The sequence below is a fragment of the Sphingomonas sp. CCH5-D11 genome, assembly GCF_001557395.1.
Classification (GTDB): Bacteria; Pseudomonadota; Alphaproteobacteria; order Sphingomonadales; family Sphingomonadaceae; genus Sphingomonas.
This window is the reverse complement of the sequence record NZ_LSKH01000025.1, coordinates 21,224-37,088: the sequence shown is the minus strand read 5'-3', so window position 1 is coordinate 37,088 and position 15,865 is coordinate 21,224. Positions and strand designations below refer to the sequence as shown.

Below are 15,865 nucleotides of genomic sequence, written 5' to 3'. Positions count from 1 at the left end.
GCACCAGCGCCACCGTCGCGCCGGTGATAAGGATATTGTAGATGAGGCCGGCGCGCGTGATCCGCGCGACGCGATCCCAGCGGCCGGCACCGATATTCTGCGCCGCCATCGCCGACACGGCAGCGCCGATCGCCATGGCGGGCATCTGAACATAGCCCCAGAGCTGCTGCACGATCCCATAGGCCGCGACGGTATCGATGCCGCTGCGATTGACGAGGCCGACCATTGCCAGCGCTGACACCGAAAGAACCAGCATTTGCGCGCCGATCGGCACGCCCTTGCCGACGATCGTACGGACCAGTTCGCGCTCGGGAAGGATGTAGCGGATCTCCGCGCCCTTCAACCGCAGCGGCAGATCGCGCCACGCGATCCACGCCACCAGCGCGCCGAGCGCGACGATATTGGCGATCAGGGTAGCCGTAGCGGAGCCGGCGATGCCCATGCGGGGGAACGGCCCGATGCCGGCGATGAGCAACGGGTTCATCACCGCATCGACCAGAACGGCGAGCCCCATGAACCACAAGGGCGTGACGGAATCGCCGGTGCCCCGCAGACCCATGAACATGAGCACGAGCAGCATGGACGGCGGCAGCGCGAGAAAGATGACGCGCAGATAATCCAGCGCCGGTTCGAACGCGTCCGGCGGAGTGGCGAGGACGACGAGGATTTCGGGCGCGAAGATCCAGCCCAGCGTGCCCACGATCACCGAACCGGCGAGCACCAGCCCGATGGCGGAGCCGAAGGCACGTCGCGCCGCCTCCACATCGCGCCGACCCCAGCTCTGGCCGACGATGATGGTCGCCGCCATCCCGAAGCCGAACACGGCGCCGAACATCAGGAACATGATGATATTGGCGTTGGACGTGGCGGCCAGCGCGCCTTCGCCCAGGAAGCGGCCGACCCAGATCGTGTTGATCGAGCCGTTCAGCGACTGCAGAACATTGGATGCCAGAGTGGGAAGCGCGAACATCAGCAGCGCCGAGCCGATCGGACCTTTGGTCAGATCGCGCTGCCCGGCACGGCCATGAACCTGGGTGATCGGTTCGTCCATGTCGCCCCCTCCTAAGCTCTTGCGCCGGCTTGTTGCCGGTTCTCACCCCTGCATGCGGCACGTCCAACCGGGCGACAAGGTGAATTCACGTGTGACAACCCGGCTGTTTGCTGGCGCGGCGACCGGAACCAGAGGGAGAAAGTGGGCGACATGGCGCCGACGGACGGTGCGTGCGCCAGCATCTCCCTTGTGCAGCCGAGCGGAAGCGGCACGAACCGGTCGACCGGCGCCTAGCTCTCGATCCGGGCCACGCCCAGGCGCGGGATGTCGATCGCAGGGCACCGGTCCATGACGACCTTCAGCCCCGCCGCTTCCGCACGCGCGGCCGCCTGCTGGTTGATGACGCCCAATTGCATCCAGACGGATTTCGCGCCGGCGGCGATCGCCTCATCCACCGCATCGCCCGCCGCTTCCGACCGGCGGAAGATATCGACCATGTCGATCGGCTCGCCGATCTGGGAAAGCTCGCGAAAGACATATTCGCCGTGAACATGCTCCCCGGTGATCTGTGGGTTGACCGGGATCACGCGATAGCCGTGCGCCTGCAATTCGCGCATCACGCCATAGCTCGGGCGATCGGGACGGTCCGAAGCTCCGACCAGCGCGATGGTGCGCGTTTCCTCTAGCAGCGCCTTGATGTCGGCATCGGCGGTCAGGGGCATGATGGGCCTTTCGACACGTGGGTGGACCCGTTCACGGCATCCCGTGCAAAGGAGCCGTTCGCCGGGGTCCGCTCGTGCCGCAGCCCTGATGCATACGGCACGACCGGTCCGTTGCTAACGCGCGCCGCCTCCGCCGGTTTCAAGCCAGTCGGCAACCCGCCCAGCAAGTGGGCGGAAGATCGCGTCGTCCGCCTCGGCAGCCGGCGGACGCCCGGCATCGGAAGCGGTGCGGATGCCGATGGTCAGCGGCACACGACCCAGAAACGGCACGCCCAGATCGCGCGCCGCCGCCTCCGCGCCGCCCTGACCGAACGGGTCGGACGCCTCGCCGCAATGCGGGCAGACATAGCCGGCCATGTTTTCGACCAGACCGATGATCGGCACGCCGGCCTTGTTGAAGAGGTCGATCGCGCGCGTCGCATCGATCAGCGCCAGATCCTGCGGGGTGGAGACGATGACCGCGCCGGCGGGGCGATATTTCTGGATCATCGTCAACTGCACGTCCCCCGTGCCCGGCGGCAGATCCAGCACCAACGTGTCGGCAGCGCCCCAATCGGCCTCCACCAATTGCCCCAGCGCACCGGCGGCCATCGGCCCGCGCCAGGCGATCGCCTTTCCCGGCTCGATCAGCTGGCCCATCGACAGCATCGGCACCCCATAAGGCGTCGACACCGGCAACAGCACCTTGTCCTTCGCCTCCGGCCGCTGCCCTTCCGCCGCCATCAGGCGCGGCTGCGAGGGACCGTAAATGTCCGCATCGACCAGCCCGACCCGGCGACCATGCTGGCGAAGCGCAATCGCGAGGTTCGCCGCGAGCGTGGACTTGCCGACACCGCCCTTGCCGCTGGCGACCGCGATGAGCTTTCGGCTGGCGCGCTCCGCCGTTACCACCACCCGCGCGGCCGGGCCCGCCGCCATGCGGACGGCCGCCTCCAGCGCATCCCGCGCCTTTGCGTCCAGCCCCGTGGCGTCCAGCACCACGCCGACCCGCTCACCCTCGACCCGCACCGTGGCGCGCGCGCCGGCAACGGCGGCTACCGCCTGTTTCACGTCATTCTGATCCATGACCACGGGCCGTTACGCCCTTCGCGGCCGAGTGGGCACTGTTTTTCGCAGACAGGACACCTATAAAGACTGACATGACCATCCTGCCACAGTGGCTGCGCCGACCTTCGATCCTGATGAACGACTCCTCCAACGGACCCTGGGGCGGCGGCGGTGGCGACGACAATGGCGGTGCGCCGCGCAATCCCTGGGCGGTGCCGCCCAGCGGTCGAAAGGGCGCGGCCAAGCCGACCGCCTTGGACGAGTTCCTGAAAAAGGCGCGCGGCGGCGGATCCGGCGGTGGCAGCGGCGGCCCGCAGCTGCCGCTCGGCACCAATCCGCGCAACCTGTGGCTGATCGGCCTGGCGCTGGTGGTGGCCGTGTGGGTGATCTTCACGTCGCTCCACCAGATCGGGCCGCAGCAGCGCGGCGTGGTGACGTTTCTGGGCCGCTATTCCGGCATGCTGGAGCCGGGCTTCCGCCTGACGCTGCCGGCCCCGCTGGTGGCGGTGCAGAAGGTGGACGTGGAAGCGGTGCGCGTGGATGAATTCCCCCGCGACGGCAGCGAAAACGTGCTGACGGGCGACCAGAACATCATCGACCTGGCCTATACCGTGCGCTGGCGGGTGGATAATCCGCGCGACTTCGTCTTCGAGATCAAGGATCCGGTGGAAACCGTGCGCGCCACGGCCGAAAGCGCGATGCGCGCCGTGCTGGCGACAACCACGCTGAACCAGGCGATCGGCGCCGGCCGGACCGACATCGAGGCGCGGGTCGCGCAGATGATGCAGCAGATCCTGAACGATTATAACGCCGGCGTGCGCGTGCAGGGCGTCTCGATCCGCCAGGCGGCGGCACCGGCCAGCCTGATCGACGATTTCAACGCGGTGACCGCGGCGCAGCAGGAGGCGGTAGCCAATCTCAACAACGCGCGCAGCTATTCGCAGCAGGTGATCGCGCGGGCGCAGGGCGAGGCCGCGTCGTTCGACAAGGTGTACGAACAATATCGTCTTGCGCCCGAAGTGACGCGCCGCCGCATGTATTACGAGACCATGGAGGCCGTGCTGGCCAAGACCGACAAGACCATCGTGGAAACGCCGGGCGTCGCCCCGCTGCTGCCGCTGGATCGCGCGCGCAAGCTGCAGGAACCGCAGGTTGACGTTGCCCAGCCGCAGGGAGGCGCACGATGAGCGGCGTGACCCGTAACCCGGTCGCCATCGCCTTTCTGGTGCTGGCCGCCGCGATCCTCGCCGCCATGACCTTCGCGATCGTGCCGGAGACCAAGCAGGCCGTCGTGCTGCGGCTCAACAATCCGGTGGGCCAGCCGGTGAACCAATATCAGCCCGGCCAGGTGATCGGCCGCACGGGCGCCGGCCTGATCGCGCGCATCCCGTTCATCGACAAGATCGTGTGGGTCGACAAGCGTGTGCTGGACGCCGATCTCGACAATACTTTGGTGCTTTCCACCGACCAGCTGCGGCTTAACGTGGATGCCTTTGCGCGCTTTCGTATCGTCGATCCGCTGCGCGCCGTGACCTCCACCGGCAGCACCTCCAACACCGAGGAGCGTGTCGCGGATCAGCTTCGCCCGCTGCTCGGCACGGCACTGCGCAACGAGCTTGGCAAGGTGCCGTTTGCGGTGCTGCTGAGCCCGGAACGCGGCAAGGTGATGGATGCGATCCAGGCGTCGCTGCAGCGTGACGCCCGCCAATATGGCGCCACGATCGTGGACGTGCGCATCAAGCATGCGGACCTGCCCGACGGCAGCCCGCTCGACAGCGCGCTGCAGCGGATGCGCACCGCGCGCCAGCAGGAGGCGAACACGATCCGCGCCCAAGGCCAGAAGCAGGCGCAGATCGTTCGCGCCGAAGCCGATGCGACCGCCGCGCGTATCTATGCCGAGGCGTTCAGCAAGGATGCGGGCTTTTATGACTTCTACCGCGCGATGCAGTCCTACCGGCACACGTTCGGCGCCGACGGCGGGCCGCGTCCGGAAGGGTCGACCAGCATTATCATGAGCCGCGACAATGCCTATCTGAAGGAATTCAACGGCCGTTAGGTCGGCAACGAGGACGCGCCTGGTTCATTGAATATTCAAACGCCGTTCATCGACCGGGCGGCATTATCCAACGGTTAGGCCGGATCCGGCCAAACGAGAGGAACATGACGATCGTGCGTTACGCCTACGCCCTCACTGGTGCCCTACTCCTTGGCGGCACGGCCGCCTCGCTTGCGCTGCAAAATCCGGCAACCGCGCAAAGCGCGCAGAACGAGCCGGGCTCGATCCAGGCCACTGCGCCGCGCGCCGGCGCGCCGATGAGCTTCGCCGACATGGTGGCGAAGCTGCAGCCGGCTGTGGTGAACATTTCCACCGACCAGCGCGTGACGGTGGCGCAGCCGGCAAACCCGTTCTCCGGCACGCCCTTCGCCGAATTCTTCGGTCAGTTTGGTGGTGGTCGCGGCCAGAATGGCGCGCCGGTCACCCGCGAGGCGCAATCGCTGGGGTCGGGTTTCATCATTTCGCCGGACGGCTATGTCGTCACCAACAATCACGTGGTCGCGCCGGGCAACAGCCGCGCCACGGTGGAGGCGATCCGGGTCACCCTTCCTGACCGCAAGGAATATGTCGCCAAGCTGATCGGGCGCGACGCCGCATCCGACCTCGCGCTGCTGAAGATCGATGCCAAGAGCCCGCTGCCGTACGTGAAGTTCGGCGACTCGGCGCGTGCGCGCGTCGGCGACTGGGTGGTGGCGATCGGCAATCCGTTCGGCCTAGGCGGCACGGTGACGGCGGGAATCGTTTCCGCCGTTCACCGCGTGACCGGCCAGGGCGGCGCCAATGACCGCTTCATCCAGACCGACGCCTCGATCAACCAGGGCAATTCGGGCGGGCCTATGTTCAACCTGAACGGCGAAGTGATCGGCATCAACAGCCAGATCTTCTCCCAGTCCGGCGGCAACATCGGCATCGGCTTCGCCATTCCGGCGGAGGACGCCAAGCCGATCATTGATACGCTGATGAAGGGCAAGGCGGTACAGCGCGGCTATATCGGCGTCAGCATCCAGCGCCTGACGGACGATATCGCGGCGGCGCTGAACCTCCCGAAGGATTCGGGCGAGATCATCGCCCGCGCCGAGCCGGGTGGCCCAGCCGCCAAGGCTGGCCTGCGCGCAGGCGACGTGGTGACGCGCGTGAATGGTACGCAGGTGACGCCCGATACGACGCTGTCGTACCTGGTCGCCAATGTGCCGCCGGGCGAGCAGGCGAAGCTGGACGTGATCCGCGATGGCCGCCCCACCAGCGTGACGGTCACCACGGCGGTTCGCCCGGCCGAGGAGCAACTCGCCCAGCAGCTCGGCAATGACGACAGCTTCTCCGAGAATGATGAATCGGAAACACCGGCGGCCGGCGATGCCAATGGCATCGGCGTGACGGTGCAGCCGCTGACCCCGGCGATCGCGCGTCAGGTGGGCGTCGACTCCACCGTGCAGGGTGTCGTGATCAGTGCGGTGGATGCGACCAGCGACGCCGGCCAGAAGCTGCGCCGCGGCGACGTGATCGTATCGGTCAACTCGGTGCCGGCGCGCACCCCGGCCGATGTCGCCCGCGGGGTGCAGCAGGCCAAGGCCGCCGGCCGCCCGCAGGTGTTGCTGTCGGTGGTCCGCGGTCGCAACCCGGCCGTGTTCATCGCCGTCAAGCTCAAGTAAGCGCGATAGCAGCGAACGGATATGGGGGCCTCGCACCACGGTGCGGGGCCCCTTTTCTTTGCCGGTCAGCAGGCGGCGAACGGCTCGACATGGGCGGGCGCGAGATCATAGAAAAGATCAGGGGCGGGAGGGCGACATGGGCGACACGATCTTCATCGGCGCAGGCGAGAACGGCGCCAATCCGCAGCAGCTGAACCTTCGCCTAGCCAATCGGCACGGCCTGATCGCGGGCGCAACCGGCACCGGCAAGACCGTGACCGTGCAGGGCATCATCGAAAACCTGTCCGCCGCAGGCGTCCCCTGCTTCGTCGCCGATGTGAAGGGCGACCTCGCCGGGCTTGCCATGCCGGGATCGCCGCTCGCCAAGGCGCACACGGCCTTTGCCGAGCGCGCGAGCGCCATCGGCCTTTCAGATTGGCATTACGTCGAGGCGCCGGTGCAATTCTGGGACCTGTATGGCGAAAAGGGCCACCCGATCCGCACCACCATATCGGAAATGGGCCCGCTGATGCTCGCCCGGTTGCTGGGGCTGAACGAGGTGCAGGAAGGCGTGCTGACCATTGCCTTCCATGTCGCGGACGAAGACGGCCTGCTGCTGCTCGATCTTGATGACCTGCAGGCGATGCTGGCGCATTGCGCGGAGCGGACACGCGAACTCACCAGCACCTACGGCAATGTATCGAAGCAGTCGGTCGGCGCCATCCAGCGTGCGCTGCTGCAGCTGCGCAGCCAGGGCGGCGAGCGTTTCTTCGGCGAGCCGGCACTCGACCTTGCCGATTTCCTGCGCACCGACGACAGCGGGCGCGGGGTGGTGAACATTCTGGCCGCGGACCGGCTGATGGCCGCGCCGAAGCTCTACGCCACCTTCCTGCTGTGGCTGCTGTCGGAATTGTTCGAAACCCTGCCCGAAATCGGCGATCCCGATCGCCCGAAGCTGTGTTTCTTCTTCGACGAAGCGCACCTGCTGTTCGACGACGCCCCGCCGGCGCTGGTCGACAAGATCGAGCAGGTGGTGCGGCTGATCCGATCCAAGGGAGTTGGCGTCTACTTCATCACACAGAACCCGATCGACATTCCCGATACAGTGGCGGGGCAGCTCAACAACCGCATCCAGCACAAGTTGAACGCCTTCACGCCGCGCGATCAGGCGGCGGTGCGCAGCGCGGCCACCACCTTTCGCGCCAGCCCCGGGATTGACGTGGCGGCTGCCATCACCGAGCTGAAGATCGGCGAGGCGCTGGTGTCCTTGTTGCAGCCGGACGGCGCGCCCTCCCCTGTTACACGCTGCCTGATCCGTCCGCCGGCCAGTCGCGTGGGACCGATAACGGCAGAGGAGCGCAGCATCCTGCTGAGCACGGACGCGGTCGGCGACCGATATGATCAGGCGGTGGATCGCGAATCCGCCGAAGAACTGCTCGCCGCGCGCGCTGCGCAAGCCGTGCAGGAGCGCGAGGAGGCAGAGGCGGGCAAGGCAGCGGACGGGCGTGACAAGGCGGACGCCAGTGCGGCCCGCGCTGCCGAGCGCGAGCAGCGCGCCTCCCCGTGGAATCAGGCCATCGCCTCCGCCACCCGCGCGGCCGGCTCCTCGATCGGGCGCCAGGTGGCCAACGAGCTGGGCAGACAGGTATTCGGCTCCGGCCGCAAGAGGGCGAGCGGCGGATTGATGGGCTCGATCGTGCGCGGCGTGCTGGGCGGGTTGTTTCGCGCCCGATAAGGCAAGAGTAGCGGCTTGGGATCGCCAGCGCGGTCGTTGCAATCGCAACAACTGCTTTGGTCTTGCCGATTTGCGCGCTAGGTTGATTCCTTTAGGGGGGCCCCGTTTCCCCCGGCATCGTACCATCGGGGAGCGTATTCTTGCCCATCATCCCGTTGATCGCATTCGGCTTCCTTGCGATCCTGTTGGCCGGCGGTGTCGCCGGCGTCGTCAAGAAGGGCCCGGAATTTCTGGGTCATCCCAAGGGGCTGTACGTCCTGTTCTTTGCCGAAATGTGGGAGCGCTTCTCCTATTACGGCATGCGGGCACTGCTGATCTTTTACCTGACCAAGCACTGGCTGTTCGATGACGGCAAGTCCAACCTGATCTACGGTGCCTACACCAGCCTGGTCTATATCACCCCGGTGCTGGGCGGCTATCTGGCCGATCGATTCCTGGGGCAGCGCAAGGCGGTGACGTTCGGTGCCGTGATGCTGACGCTGGGGCACCTGCTGATGGCGGTGGAAGGCGATGGCGGCCAGGGTTCGGCGGCGATCAACATCTTCTGGCTGGCGCTGGCCTTCATCATCGTGGGCACCGGCTTCCTGAAGGCCAACATCTCGGTGATCGTGGGCCAGCTCTATCCGCTGACCGACACGCGCCGGGACGGTGCGTACACGATCTTCTACATCGGCATTAACACCGGCGCGGCGATCGGCACGATCATGGCCGGCTGGCTGGGCGAGACCTATGGCTGGGCCTATGGCTTCGGCGCGGCGGGCGTCGGCATGCTGGCGGGCCTTATCGTGTTCATCCTGGGCAAGCCGCTGCTGCTGGGCAAGGGCGAGGCGCCCCGGCCGTTGGCAGCGCGAACCGAATGGTCGCTCTATGGCGTCGGCCTCGCTTCGGTCGCGGTTATCTGGGCCCTGGTGCAATATCAGGATGTTATCCAGACGCTGCTGATCATTTCCGGCATCGCCATGCTCGGCTACGTGCTGTTCGAGAGCTTCAAGCTGGAGCCGCATGCGCGCGACCGGATGTTCGCGGTGCTGTTCCTGATCGCGCTGAACCCGGTCTTCTGGGGTCTGTTCGAACAGGCTGGCGGCAGCCTCAACCTGTATACCGACCGCTATGTCGATCGTGGCGGCGTGCCGGCGTCGCTGTTCCAGTCGATCAACCCGATCTACATCGTGCTGCTCGGCCCGATCTTCGCCGGTTTGTGGGTTTTCCTGGGCAAACGCGGCCTCGAGCCGTCGGCGCCGGCCAAATTCGGCCTTGCGCTGGTTCAGGTCGGCCTGTCCTTCCTTGTCTTCGTCTGGGGCGCGCAGAGCGTCGGCCTGGAAGTCGCGACGCCGGTGTTCTTCGTGTTCGCCATCTACTTCCTGCAGACCACCGGTGAGCTTTGCCTCTCGCCCGTCGGCCTCAGCGCGATGAACCGACTGGCACCCAAGCACCTCGCCAGTCTGATCATGGGCGCCTGGTTCTACATGACCGCAGTCGGCAATTTCGTGGCCGGCAAGATCGGCGAAGCGACCGGCGGCGAAAGCGGCGAGATGACCAAGGAGGCGACCCTGGCGGTTTATTCCACCATCGGCTGGTGGACGATCGGCATCGCGGCGGCCGTCCTCGCGCTCAGCCCGCTGGTGCGCCGCTGGATGCACCTCGACACGCTGCGCGATGACGTGGATCATGCCATGGCGGGCGAGGCGGAACTCGCCCAGCCGGAGGCGGCCGGGCTGGATACCCGCGGGGAGACGCGGCACTGAGCGCGTTCCGCCACCACGCACAAACCCGCCGCTCCGGAACACACCGGAGTGGCGGCGAGGAGATCAAGGCCTAGGATCAACCGGCGAGAGAGGCACCGATGGGTAATGTCGTGGCGGCAGCACTGGCGTTCGTAGGCACCCATTTCATCCTGTCGCACCCGCTGCGACGACCGATCGTGGATGCCGTCGGCGAGAGGGGCTTTCTGGGCATCTACAGCCTGGTTGCCGCAGTGACGCTCGGCTGGCTGGCGCTGGCCTATCGCGCCGCGCCGCCCGCTGTGCCGCTCTGGCCGGTCGGCGACGTTCTGTGGGCGATCGGCACCCTGCTGATGCTGGCGGGCGCCATCCTGTTCATGGGATCGCTGATCCGCAACCCGGCCCTGCCGCAAGCCGCGGCGGGCAGCGTGCCCGAGGCGCGCGGCGTATTCGCGATCACCCGCCATCCGATGATGTGGGGATTTGCCCTGTGGGGCGTGGTCCACATCCTCGTTTTTCCCGACCCGTCGAACATCGTGCTGGCGCTGGCGATCATCGTGCTCGCGCTGGTCGGCGCGCATCTGCAGGACCGGAAAAAGGAGCGGCTGCAGCCCGACTTCTGGCGCGAGTGGGAGCGGCGGACGAGCTATTGGCCGTTTGCCGCCATTGCCGGCGGTCGCGCGCGGATGGGCAAGATCGGCATGCATGCGCTGGCCGGCGGGACGGTCGTATGGCTCGCGGCGAGCTGGGCGCATATTCCGCTCGCGGGATGGCCGGCGGGCATCTGGCGCTGGATCGCCTGAGCTAGCGGTCGAGCGCCGCGAGATCCGCCGCGGTGTTCACGTTCGGCGGCACCGTCGGCAGTGTCACCGCGCGTGCGTTCACCGCTGACGCCCAGCGGCGGACGGCGCGGGGCTGATCCGTCGCCAGCCAGGTGGCGAGATGATCCGCCAGCGTTACGGGCCACCAGCCGAGCACGGGAAGCGCGGCGACATAGGCCGCGCCCTCCCCGCCCAGCAATGGCACGAGATCGGGCGGCAGCACCGGCGCGTCGCAGGGCGCACTCAGCACCGCCGCATAGCCGTTCGCCCGTGCCCAGCGCAGTGCGCCCGCAATCGCGCCGAGTGGTCCGAAGCCAGGCGCGGGATGGTCGGGCACGCTGACCAGCGCGCCGTGCGGACGGCCCACCACCACCAGCGTGTCGGCCTGTGGCGCCAAAGCGGTGGCGACATGATCGATCAGCGGCACGCCCTGAAGCAACGCCATCGCCTTGTCCGAGCCGAAGCGGCTGGCAGCCCCACCCGCCAGGATCGCGCCGACAATGCCCTGCGCCTTCGTCACCTGCATATTCCCGCTCCGAACGCCACATGCCAAAGGGCCCGGCGATTGCTCACCGGGCCCAAGGTACGCGCCGTTACATCCGGCAGAAAGGGTTAGCGGCAGACCACCTGGCCGCGATCGATCGAGTTACCCAGCAGAGCGCCGGCACCCGCACCGATCAGCGCACCCAGCGTGTTCGAACCGCCATTGGCCAGCAGGCTGCCGAGCACACCACCACCGATGCCGCCAATGATCAGGCCCGTGGTGCCATCCGAGCGGCGGCAGTAATAACGTCCGTTATAGCCGCGATAGATCCGGTCGTTCCGGCTCAGGCGACGCTGCTGATAATAGCGGCCGTCGCGGTAGAAATTGTCGGCGTAATAACGGCGCTGACCCGGGGGAAGGCGGTTGTAATCGAAGCTGCGCCACTGTTGGCGATCGCGGCGCCAGTCCTGGCGGGCGTCCCGCACATCACGGCGATAATCCCGCTGCGCGTCGCGCACGTCGCGCCGCGAGTCTGCGCGCCGCATATCATCGCGGTAATCGCGGCGGGCATCGCGGATGTCCTCGCGATATTCCCGGTTGGCCTGCGCCTGCACCGGAAGGGCGGTGACAGTCGTCGCGGCCAGTGCGGCGGCAAGAATGATACGCATGGAACAACTCCTCACTGACTATGCCGCAACAACCTTCGATCAGCGTGGTAAGTTGCGTGAACGAAAAACTACGTCTCGTTCATCTTACCGAAAGTCACGCGTCCAGCGTGGTCGAAAGAGTAATTTCAGCATTCAAGAGCTTGGAAACAGGACAGTTCTTTTTGGCTTCCGCGGCAATCCGGTCAAAGTCGTCCTGCGAGATCCTCGGAACTTTGGCGTGGAGATCCAATGCCGATTTGGTGATGGTGAAACCTTCACCATCTTTTTCCACCGTTACCTTGGCACTGGTTTCCAGTGAGCCGTCATGGTGTCCGGCGCCCGCAAGCGCGAAGCTGAGCGCCATGGTGAAGCAGCTGGCGTGTGCGGCGGCGATCAGCTCTTCGGGATTGGTGCCGGGTTCGTTTTCGAACCGGGTGGCGAAGCCATATGGCTGTTCGCTGAGTGCACCCGACTGGGTCGACACCCAGCCCTTGCCATCTTTTCCCAGACCTTCGTACCGGGCGGAACCATTGCGTGTCGGCATTGATCTTCTCCTCACGCGTGCGGGGCGCGACCATCACGATCGCGCCCCGACATCAGCTTAATTGAACCGTGATTAGCGGCAGCGACGTTCGCTCGTGCCGCGCTCCACTTCGCGGCCGGCCAAGGCGCCCACCGCGGCGCCGCCGAGCGTGCCGAGCGTACGGTCGCCGCGGGTGTCGATGGTGCGGCCGAGCAGCGCGCCGGCAACGCCGCCGACGATCAGGCCGGTGGTGCCATCGGGCTTGCGGCAACGCCAGCGGCCGTCATTGCCCTTCCACTCGCGATACTTGTAGCGGCGCTGCGCATCCGCATCGGTGGTGGTGACTACAAGGCTCGGCAGAACCATCGCGGAGGCGCCGAGCGCCAGCATCAACTTACGCATTTTACACTCCCTCAAAAAGAATACGGACGTCATGAAACAGGTACGCGACCGTAACGTGCGCTACTGACGCAGGTTGCATGAACCTGACACAACGTCGCGTTCATCTCGGGACAGCGGGGATGCGGGGCTTGGGCCTGCCGATTGGAAGTTGAAAGTTCGGTCCGACCCGAGCGGTTTTGACGGGTATGGGCCAATGCCTCCGTTCGCGCCGGGGTTGGCGAGGCGCGCCTGTCGACGAGCCCAGGGTTAAGCGGGGCTCGCGGGATCGACTGGAGTCAGTTGCGAGGCGAACTGGCGGGCGATGCGGCAATCACTGCCACTTTGCTAACCGGACCCCGGCCTTCGCCGGGGTAGAGGCCAGGTTGGTCAAATCCGGGACTGTGGCAGCGGGTGAAAGGCGCCGCTTGCGCCTCCCCCCGCATTCGCCGTTCAGTCGCGCAAGAGTTCGTTGATGCTGGTCTTGGATCGGGTGCGCTCGTCGACGCGCTTCACGATCACCGCGCAATATAGCCCGAGGTTGCCGCCGCCGGTCGAGCCGGGCACGACCACGGCATAAGGCGGCACCTCGCCGATGAACGTCTCGCCCGTGGCACGATCGATGATCTTGGTGGAGGCGCCCAGATACACGCCCATCGACAGCACGGCGCCCTCGCCCACGCGCACGCCCTCGGCCACTTCGGAACGCGCGCCGATGAAGGCGCCGTCGCCGATGATCACGGGATCGGCCTGGAGCGGTTCAAGCACGCCGCCAATGCCGACGCCGCCCGACAGGTGCACGTTCTTGCCGATCTGCGCGCACGATCCGACGGTCGCCCAGGTGTCGACCATCGTGCCCTCGCCAACATAGGCGCCGATGTTGACGAAGCTCGGCATCAGGATCGCGCCCTTGCCGATGAAGGCGCCGCGGCGCGCCACGCTGCCGGGAACGGCGCGGAAACCGGCGGCGCGGAACTCGGCCTCGCTCCAGCCGGAAAACTTCGACGGTACCTTGTCGAACCAATGGCCCGCGCCCGGGCCATTATCGATCAGGGCATTGTCGTTCAGGCGGAAGGACAGCAGCACGGCCTTTTTCAGCCACTGATTCACGCGCCAGCCACCATTGCCATCCGGCTCCGCGACGCGCGCCGCACCGGAATCGAGCAGCGCGAGCGCGCGATCCACCGCGATCCGCACCTCGCCCGCCGTGGTGAGGCCGATCTGCGCGCGGTCTTCCCACGCCGCGTCGATGATTGCTTCGAGGTCGCTCATGCCGATTCCAATATTCCTTCAAGCCACGCCGTCAGATCGGGCGTGGTATAGTCGATGAAGCTGCGGTCGGGATCGGCGGCCTGTTCGGAGCCATTGTCGACCCAGACGGTGGTCATGCCGATCGCCTTTGCCGGCGCAAGATTGCGCGCCATATCATCGGCGAACAGCGCGGTCGCCGGATCGATCGACAGCGCCGCGCACAGGCCCGCATAAGCGGAGGGCGCGGGCTTGGGGGCCAGATCCATGGCGTGGATGTCGTGGATCGCCTCGAACGATTCGCCCAGGCCCAGCCGTTCCAGCACCCGCGTCGCATAAGGGGCATCGCCATTGGTGAAGACGACCTTGCGGCCGGGCAGCTTGGCAACGGCGGCGGCGAGCGGAACATTCTCCTCCAGCACGTCCATCTCGATATCGTGCACGAAGGCGAGAAAGTCGTGCGGATCCACGTGATGCTCCGCCATCAGCCCGGCGAGCGTGGTGCCGTGCCCAAGGAAATAGGCCTTCTGGATACGCCGCGCCTCGACCCGGTCCACTCCGAGCAGCCGGGCGATATAGTCCGTCATCTTCACGTCGATGCGTGCGAAGAGATCGGCGCTGGACGGATATAGCGTATTGTCGAGATCGAAGATCCAGGCGCGGACATGGGCGAGATCCGGGGGGATACCTGGCGTCATGCCGCGCTGGTTACGAAGCGGGGCGAGGTTCGGCAAGCCAATCCTCCCTTGCCCGTGCGAAGAGGAGATTGGCGGCCCAAGAAGCGGCACTGCCCGGCATAGCAGAGCTTGGGCGGAGCGAAGCGCGGGCTGGTTGCGAAGCGCAACCGGCCGGCCCACATCCCTGGCATGACCGGATATTCGCTGCTCGATCTCGTCCCCGTCGTCGAAGGCGGCACCGTCGCCGGCGCGCTCGCCAATGCGGCCGACCTGGCCCGCCATGCCGAGGCGCATGGCTTCAACCGTTACTGGGTTGCCGAACATCACGGCATGGAGGGGATCGCCTCCGCCGCGACCGCCGTCGTCATCGCGCATGTCGCGGCGGCGACGCGTACCATTCGCGTGGGCGCGGGCGGGATCATGCTGCCCAACCATGCGCCGCTGCAGATTGCGGAACAGTTCGGCACGCTGGACGCGCTGTTTCCCGGACGGATCGATCTCGGCCTGGGCCGTGCGCCGGGCAGCGACCAGCGCGTGGCGCGCGCGATCCGCCGCACGCTGGACAGCGATCCCAACGCTTTCCCGAACGATGTGGTGGAGCTGCAGAGCTATTTCGCCAATGACGGGCGGACCGGCATCGTCGCGACACCGGGCGCTGGGGCGAAGCCGGACCTGTGGATCCTCGGTTCCTCGCTATTCGGGGCGCAGCTCGCCGCGATGCTCGGCCTGCCCTATGCCTTTGCCTCGCACTTCGCGCCGGATGCGCTCGATCAGGCGATGGACATCTACCGCCGCGATTTCCGCCCCTCGGCGCAGCTCGATCGGCCCTATGCGATGGCGGGGTTCAACGTCTTCGCGGCCGACACGCGGGCGGAGGCCGAGTTGCTCGCCAGTTCGCAGCAGCAGCAGTTCGTGGCGCTGCGCACCGGCAATCCGGGCAAGATGAAGCCGCCCGTTCCCGGCTATCGCGAATCGCTGCCGCCGATGCACGCGCGCATCCTGGATTCGGTCCTGTCATGCAGTGCGATCGGCGACCGGGACGATGTGGCAGCGGGGATCGCCGCTTTTGTAAAGCGCACCGGGGTGGACGAGGTGATGCTGACAAGCAGCATCTACGATCACGAGGCGCGCAAGCGCAGCATCGCCATCGCGGCCGAGGCGATGCGGGTGCCCGAGGCGGCGTAACC

The 15,865-nt window shown here is 66.6% G+C and carries 16 protein-coding genes; 7 read left to right on the top strand and 9 right to left on the bottom strand.

Translation table 11 applies throughout. The features are described 5' to 3' along the window. The 3 genes from AX702_RS01750 to AX702_RS01740 form a co-directional block, all read right to left on the bottom strand. Nucleotides 1–1,051: MATE family efflux transporter (locus AX702_RS01750; RefSeq protein WP_066775537.1), on the bottom strand; the 1,051-nt coding region annotated here is incomplete at its 3' end. Nucleotides 1,052–1,281: 230 nt separating this feature from the next. Then, nucleotides 1,282–1,713, bottom strand: coding sequence for a CoA-binding protein (locus AX702_RS01745; RefSeq protein ID WP_066775535.1), 432 nt, complete (start codon nt 1,711–1,713; stop codon nt 1,282–1,284). A 114-nt stretch (nt 1,714–1,827) separates the two neighbouring features. Next, on the bottom strand, nt 1,828–2,778 hold the full coding sequence (locus AX702_RS01740) for an Mrp/NBP35 family ATP-binding protein (RefSeq protein ID WP_066775533.1): 951 nt from the start codon (nt 2,776–2,778) through the stop codon (nt 1,828–1,830). Between the two features lie 74 nt (nt 2,779–2,852). On the opposite strand from AX702_RS01740, the gene hflK reads away from it, so the two are divergent. The 6 genes from hflK (at nt 2,853) to AX702_RS01710 (ending at nt 10,703) form a co-directional block, all read left to right on the top strand. Beyond that, complete coding sequence (gene hflK, locus AX702_RS01735; RefSeq protein WP_066775531.1) at nt 2,853–3,947, top strand: protease modulator HflK; 1,095 nt, start codon at nt 2,853–2,855, stop codon at nt 3,945–3,947. Beyond that, nucleotides 3,944–4,816 carry a protease modulator HflC gene (gene hflC / locus AX702_RS01730; RefSeq protein WP_066775529.1) on the top strand — a complete coding sequence of 291 codons (873 nt, stop codon included), beginning with the start codon at nt 3,944–3,946 and terminating at the stop codon, nt 4,814–4,816. The genes hflK and hflC overlap by 4 nt, the downstream gene beginning before the upstream one ends. 113 nt (nt 4,817–4,929) lie before the next feature. After that, nucleotides 4,930–6,465: a Do family serine endopeptidase gene (locus AX702_RS01725; protein ID WP_066775545.1), complete on the top strand. Its 1,536-nt coding sequence runs from the start codon at nt 4,930–4,932 to the stop codon at nt 6,463–6,465. A gap of 136 nt (nt 6,466–6,601) precedes the next feature. Beyond that, a complete protein-coding gene (locus tag AX702_RS01720; RefSeq protein ID WP_066775527.1) occupies nt 6,602–8,179 on the top strand; it encodes a helicase HerA-like domain-containing protein in 1,578 nt (525 codons plus the stop codon). Nucleotides 8,180–8,364: 185 nt separating this feature from the next. After that, nucleotides 8,365–9,924 (top strand): peptide MFS transporter, encoded by a 1,560-nt coding sequence (locus tag AX702_RS01715; protein ID WP_231731687.1) that lies wholly within the window; start codon nt 8,365–8,367, stop codon nt 9,922–9,924. Between the two features lie 98 nt (nt 9,925–10,022). Further along, nucleotides 10,023–10,703, top strand: a complete 681-nt coding sequence (locus AX702_RS01710) for an NnrU family protein (protein ID WP_066775523.1) — start codon at nt 10,023–10,025, stop codon at nt 10,701–10,703. 1 nt (nt 10,704) lies between these two features. Here AX702_RS01710 and mobA read toward each other — a convergent pair whose 3' ends face one another. The 6 genes from mobA to AX702_RS01680 form a co-directional block, all read right to left on the bottom strand. Next, nucleotides 10,705–11,247 (bottom strand): molybdenum cofactor guanylyltransferase, encoded by a 543-nt coding sequence (gene mobA, locus AX702_RS01705; RefSeq protein ID WP_066775521.1) that lies wholly within the window; start codon nt 11,245–11,247, stop codon nt 10,705–10,707. Between the two features lie 86 nt (nt 11,248–11,333). Beyond that, complete coding sequence (locus tag AX702_RS01700) at nt 11,334–11,873, bottom strand: glycine zipper 2TM domain-containing protein (protein WP_066775519.1); 540 nt, start codon at nt 11,871–11,873, stop codon at nt 11,334–11,336. 94 nt (nt 11,874–11,967) lie between these two features. After that, nucleotides 11,968–12,396: an OsmC family protein gene (locus AX702_RS01695; protein WP_066775517.1), complete on the bottom strand. Its 429-nt coding sequence runs from the start codon at nt 12,394–12,396 to the stop codon at nt 11,968–11,970. Nucleotides 12,397–12,468: 72 nt separating this feature from the next. Next, nucleotides 12,469–12,777: a glycine zipper 2TM domain-containing protein gene (locus tag AX702_RS01690; protein ID WP_066775515.1), complete on the bottom strand. Its 309-nt coding sequence runs from the start codon at nt 12,775–12,777 to the stop codon at nt 12,469–12,471. 429 nt (nt 12,778–13,206) lie between these two features. Further along, on the bottom strand, nt 13,207–14,025 hold the full coding sequence (dapD, locus tag AX702_RS01685; RefSeq protein ID WP_066775513.1) for a 2,3,4,5-tetrahydropyridine-2,6-dicarboxylate N-succinyltransferase: 819 nt from the start codon (nt 14,023–14,025) through the stop codon (nt 13,207–13,209). Then, nucleotides 14,022–14,687, bottom strand: coding sequence for a pyrimidine 5'-nucleotidase (locus tag AX702_RS01680; RefSeq protein WP_093065485.1), 666 nt, complete (start codon nt 14,685–14,687; stop codon nt 14,022–14,024). The genes dapD and AX702_RS01680 overlap by 4 nt, the downstream gene beginning before the upstream one ends. Nucleotides 14,688–14,867: 180 nt before the next feature. On the opposite strand from AX702_RS01680, the gene AX702_RS01675 reads away from it, so the two are divergent. Next, the gene (locus tag AX702_RS01675; RefSeq protein ID WP_066775509.1) at nt 14,868–15,863 is read left to right on the top strand and encodes an LLM class flavin-dependent oxidoreductase; all 996 of its coding nucleotides are present in this window, start codon (nt 14,868–14,870) and stop codon (nt 15,861–15,863) included. The last annotated feature ends 2 nt before the right edge of the window (nt 15,864–15,865 follow it).

What these genes read in the sequence shown, in the direction of transcription:
- AX702_RS01695 (WP_066775517.1), bottom strand. Translation starts at nt 12,396, where the DNA reads ATGCCGACACGCAATGGTTCCGCCCGGTACGAAGGTCTGGGAAAAGAT.
- hflK (WP_066775531.1), top strand. Translation starts at nt 2,853, where the DNA reads ATGACCATCCTGCCACAGTGGCTGCGCCGACCTTCGATCCTGATGAAC.
- AX702_RS01720 (WP_066775527.1), top strand. Translation starts at nt 6,602, where the DNA reads ATGGGCGACACGATCTTCATCGGCGCAGGCGAGAACGGCGCCAATCCG.
- hflC (WP_066775529.1), top strand. Translation starts at nt 3,944, where the DNA reads ATGAGCGGCGTGACCCGTAACCCGGTCGCCATCGCCTTTCTGGTGCTG.
- AX702_RS01710 (WP_066775523.1), top strand. Translation starts at nt 10,023, where the DNA reads ATGGGTAATGTCGTGGCGGCAGCACTGGCGTTCGTAGGCACCCATTTC.
- AX702_RS01700 (WP_066775519.1), bottom strand. Translation starts at nt 11,873, where the DNA reads ATGCGTATCATTCTTGCCGCCGCACTGGCCGCGACGACTGTCACCGCC.
- AX702_RS01675 (WP_066775509.1), top strand. Translation starts at nt 14,868, where the DNA reads ATGACCGGATATTCGCTGCTCGATCTCGTCCCCGTCGTCGAAGGCGGC.
- AX702_RS01740 (WP_066775533.1), bottom strand. Translation starts at nt 2,778, where the DNA reads ATGGATCAGAATGACGTGAAACAGGCGGTAGCCGCCGTTGCCGGCGCG.
- AX702_RS01745 (WP_066775535.1), bottom strand. Translation starts at nt 1,713, where the DNA reads ATGCCCCTGACCGCCGATGCCGACATCAAGGCGCTGCTAGAGGAAACG.
- dapD (WP_066775513.1), bottom strand. Translation starts at nt 14,025, where the DNA reads ATGAGCGACCTCGAAGCAATCATCGACGCGGCGTGGGAAGACCGCGCG.
- mobA (WP_066775521.1), bottom strand. Translation starts at nt 11,247, where the DNA reads ATGCAGGTGACGAAGGCGCAGGGCATTGTCGGCGCGATCCTGGCGGGT.
- AX702_RS01690 (WP_066775515.1), bottom strand. Translation starts at nt 12,777, where the DNA reads ATGCGTAAGTTGATGCTGGCGCTCGGCGCCTCCGCGATGGTTCTGCCG.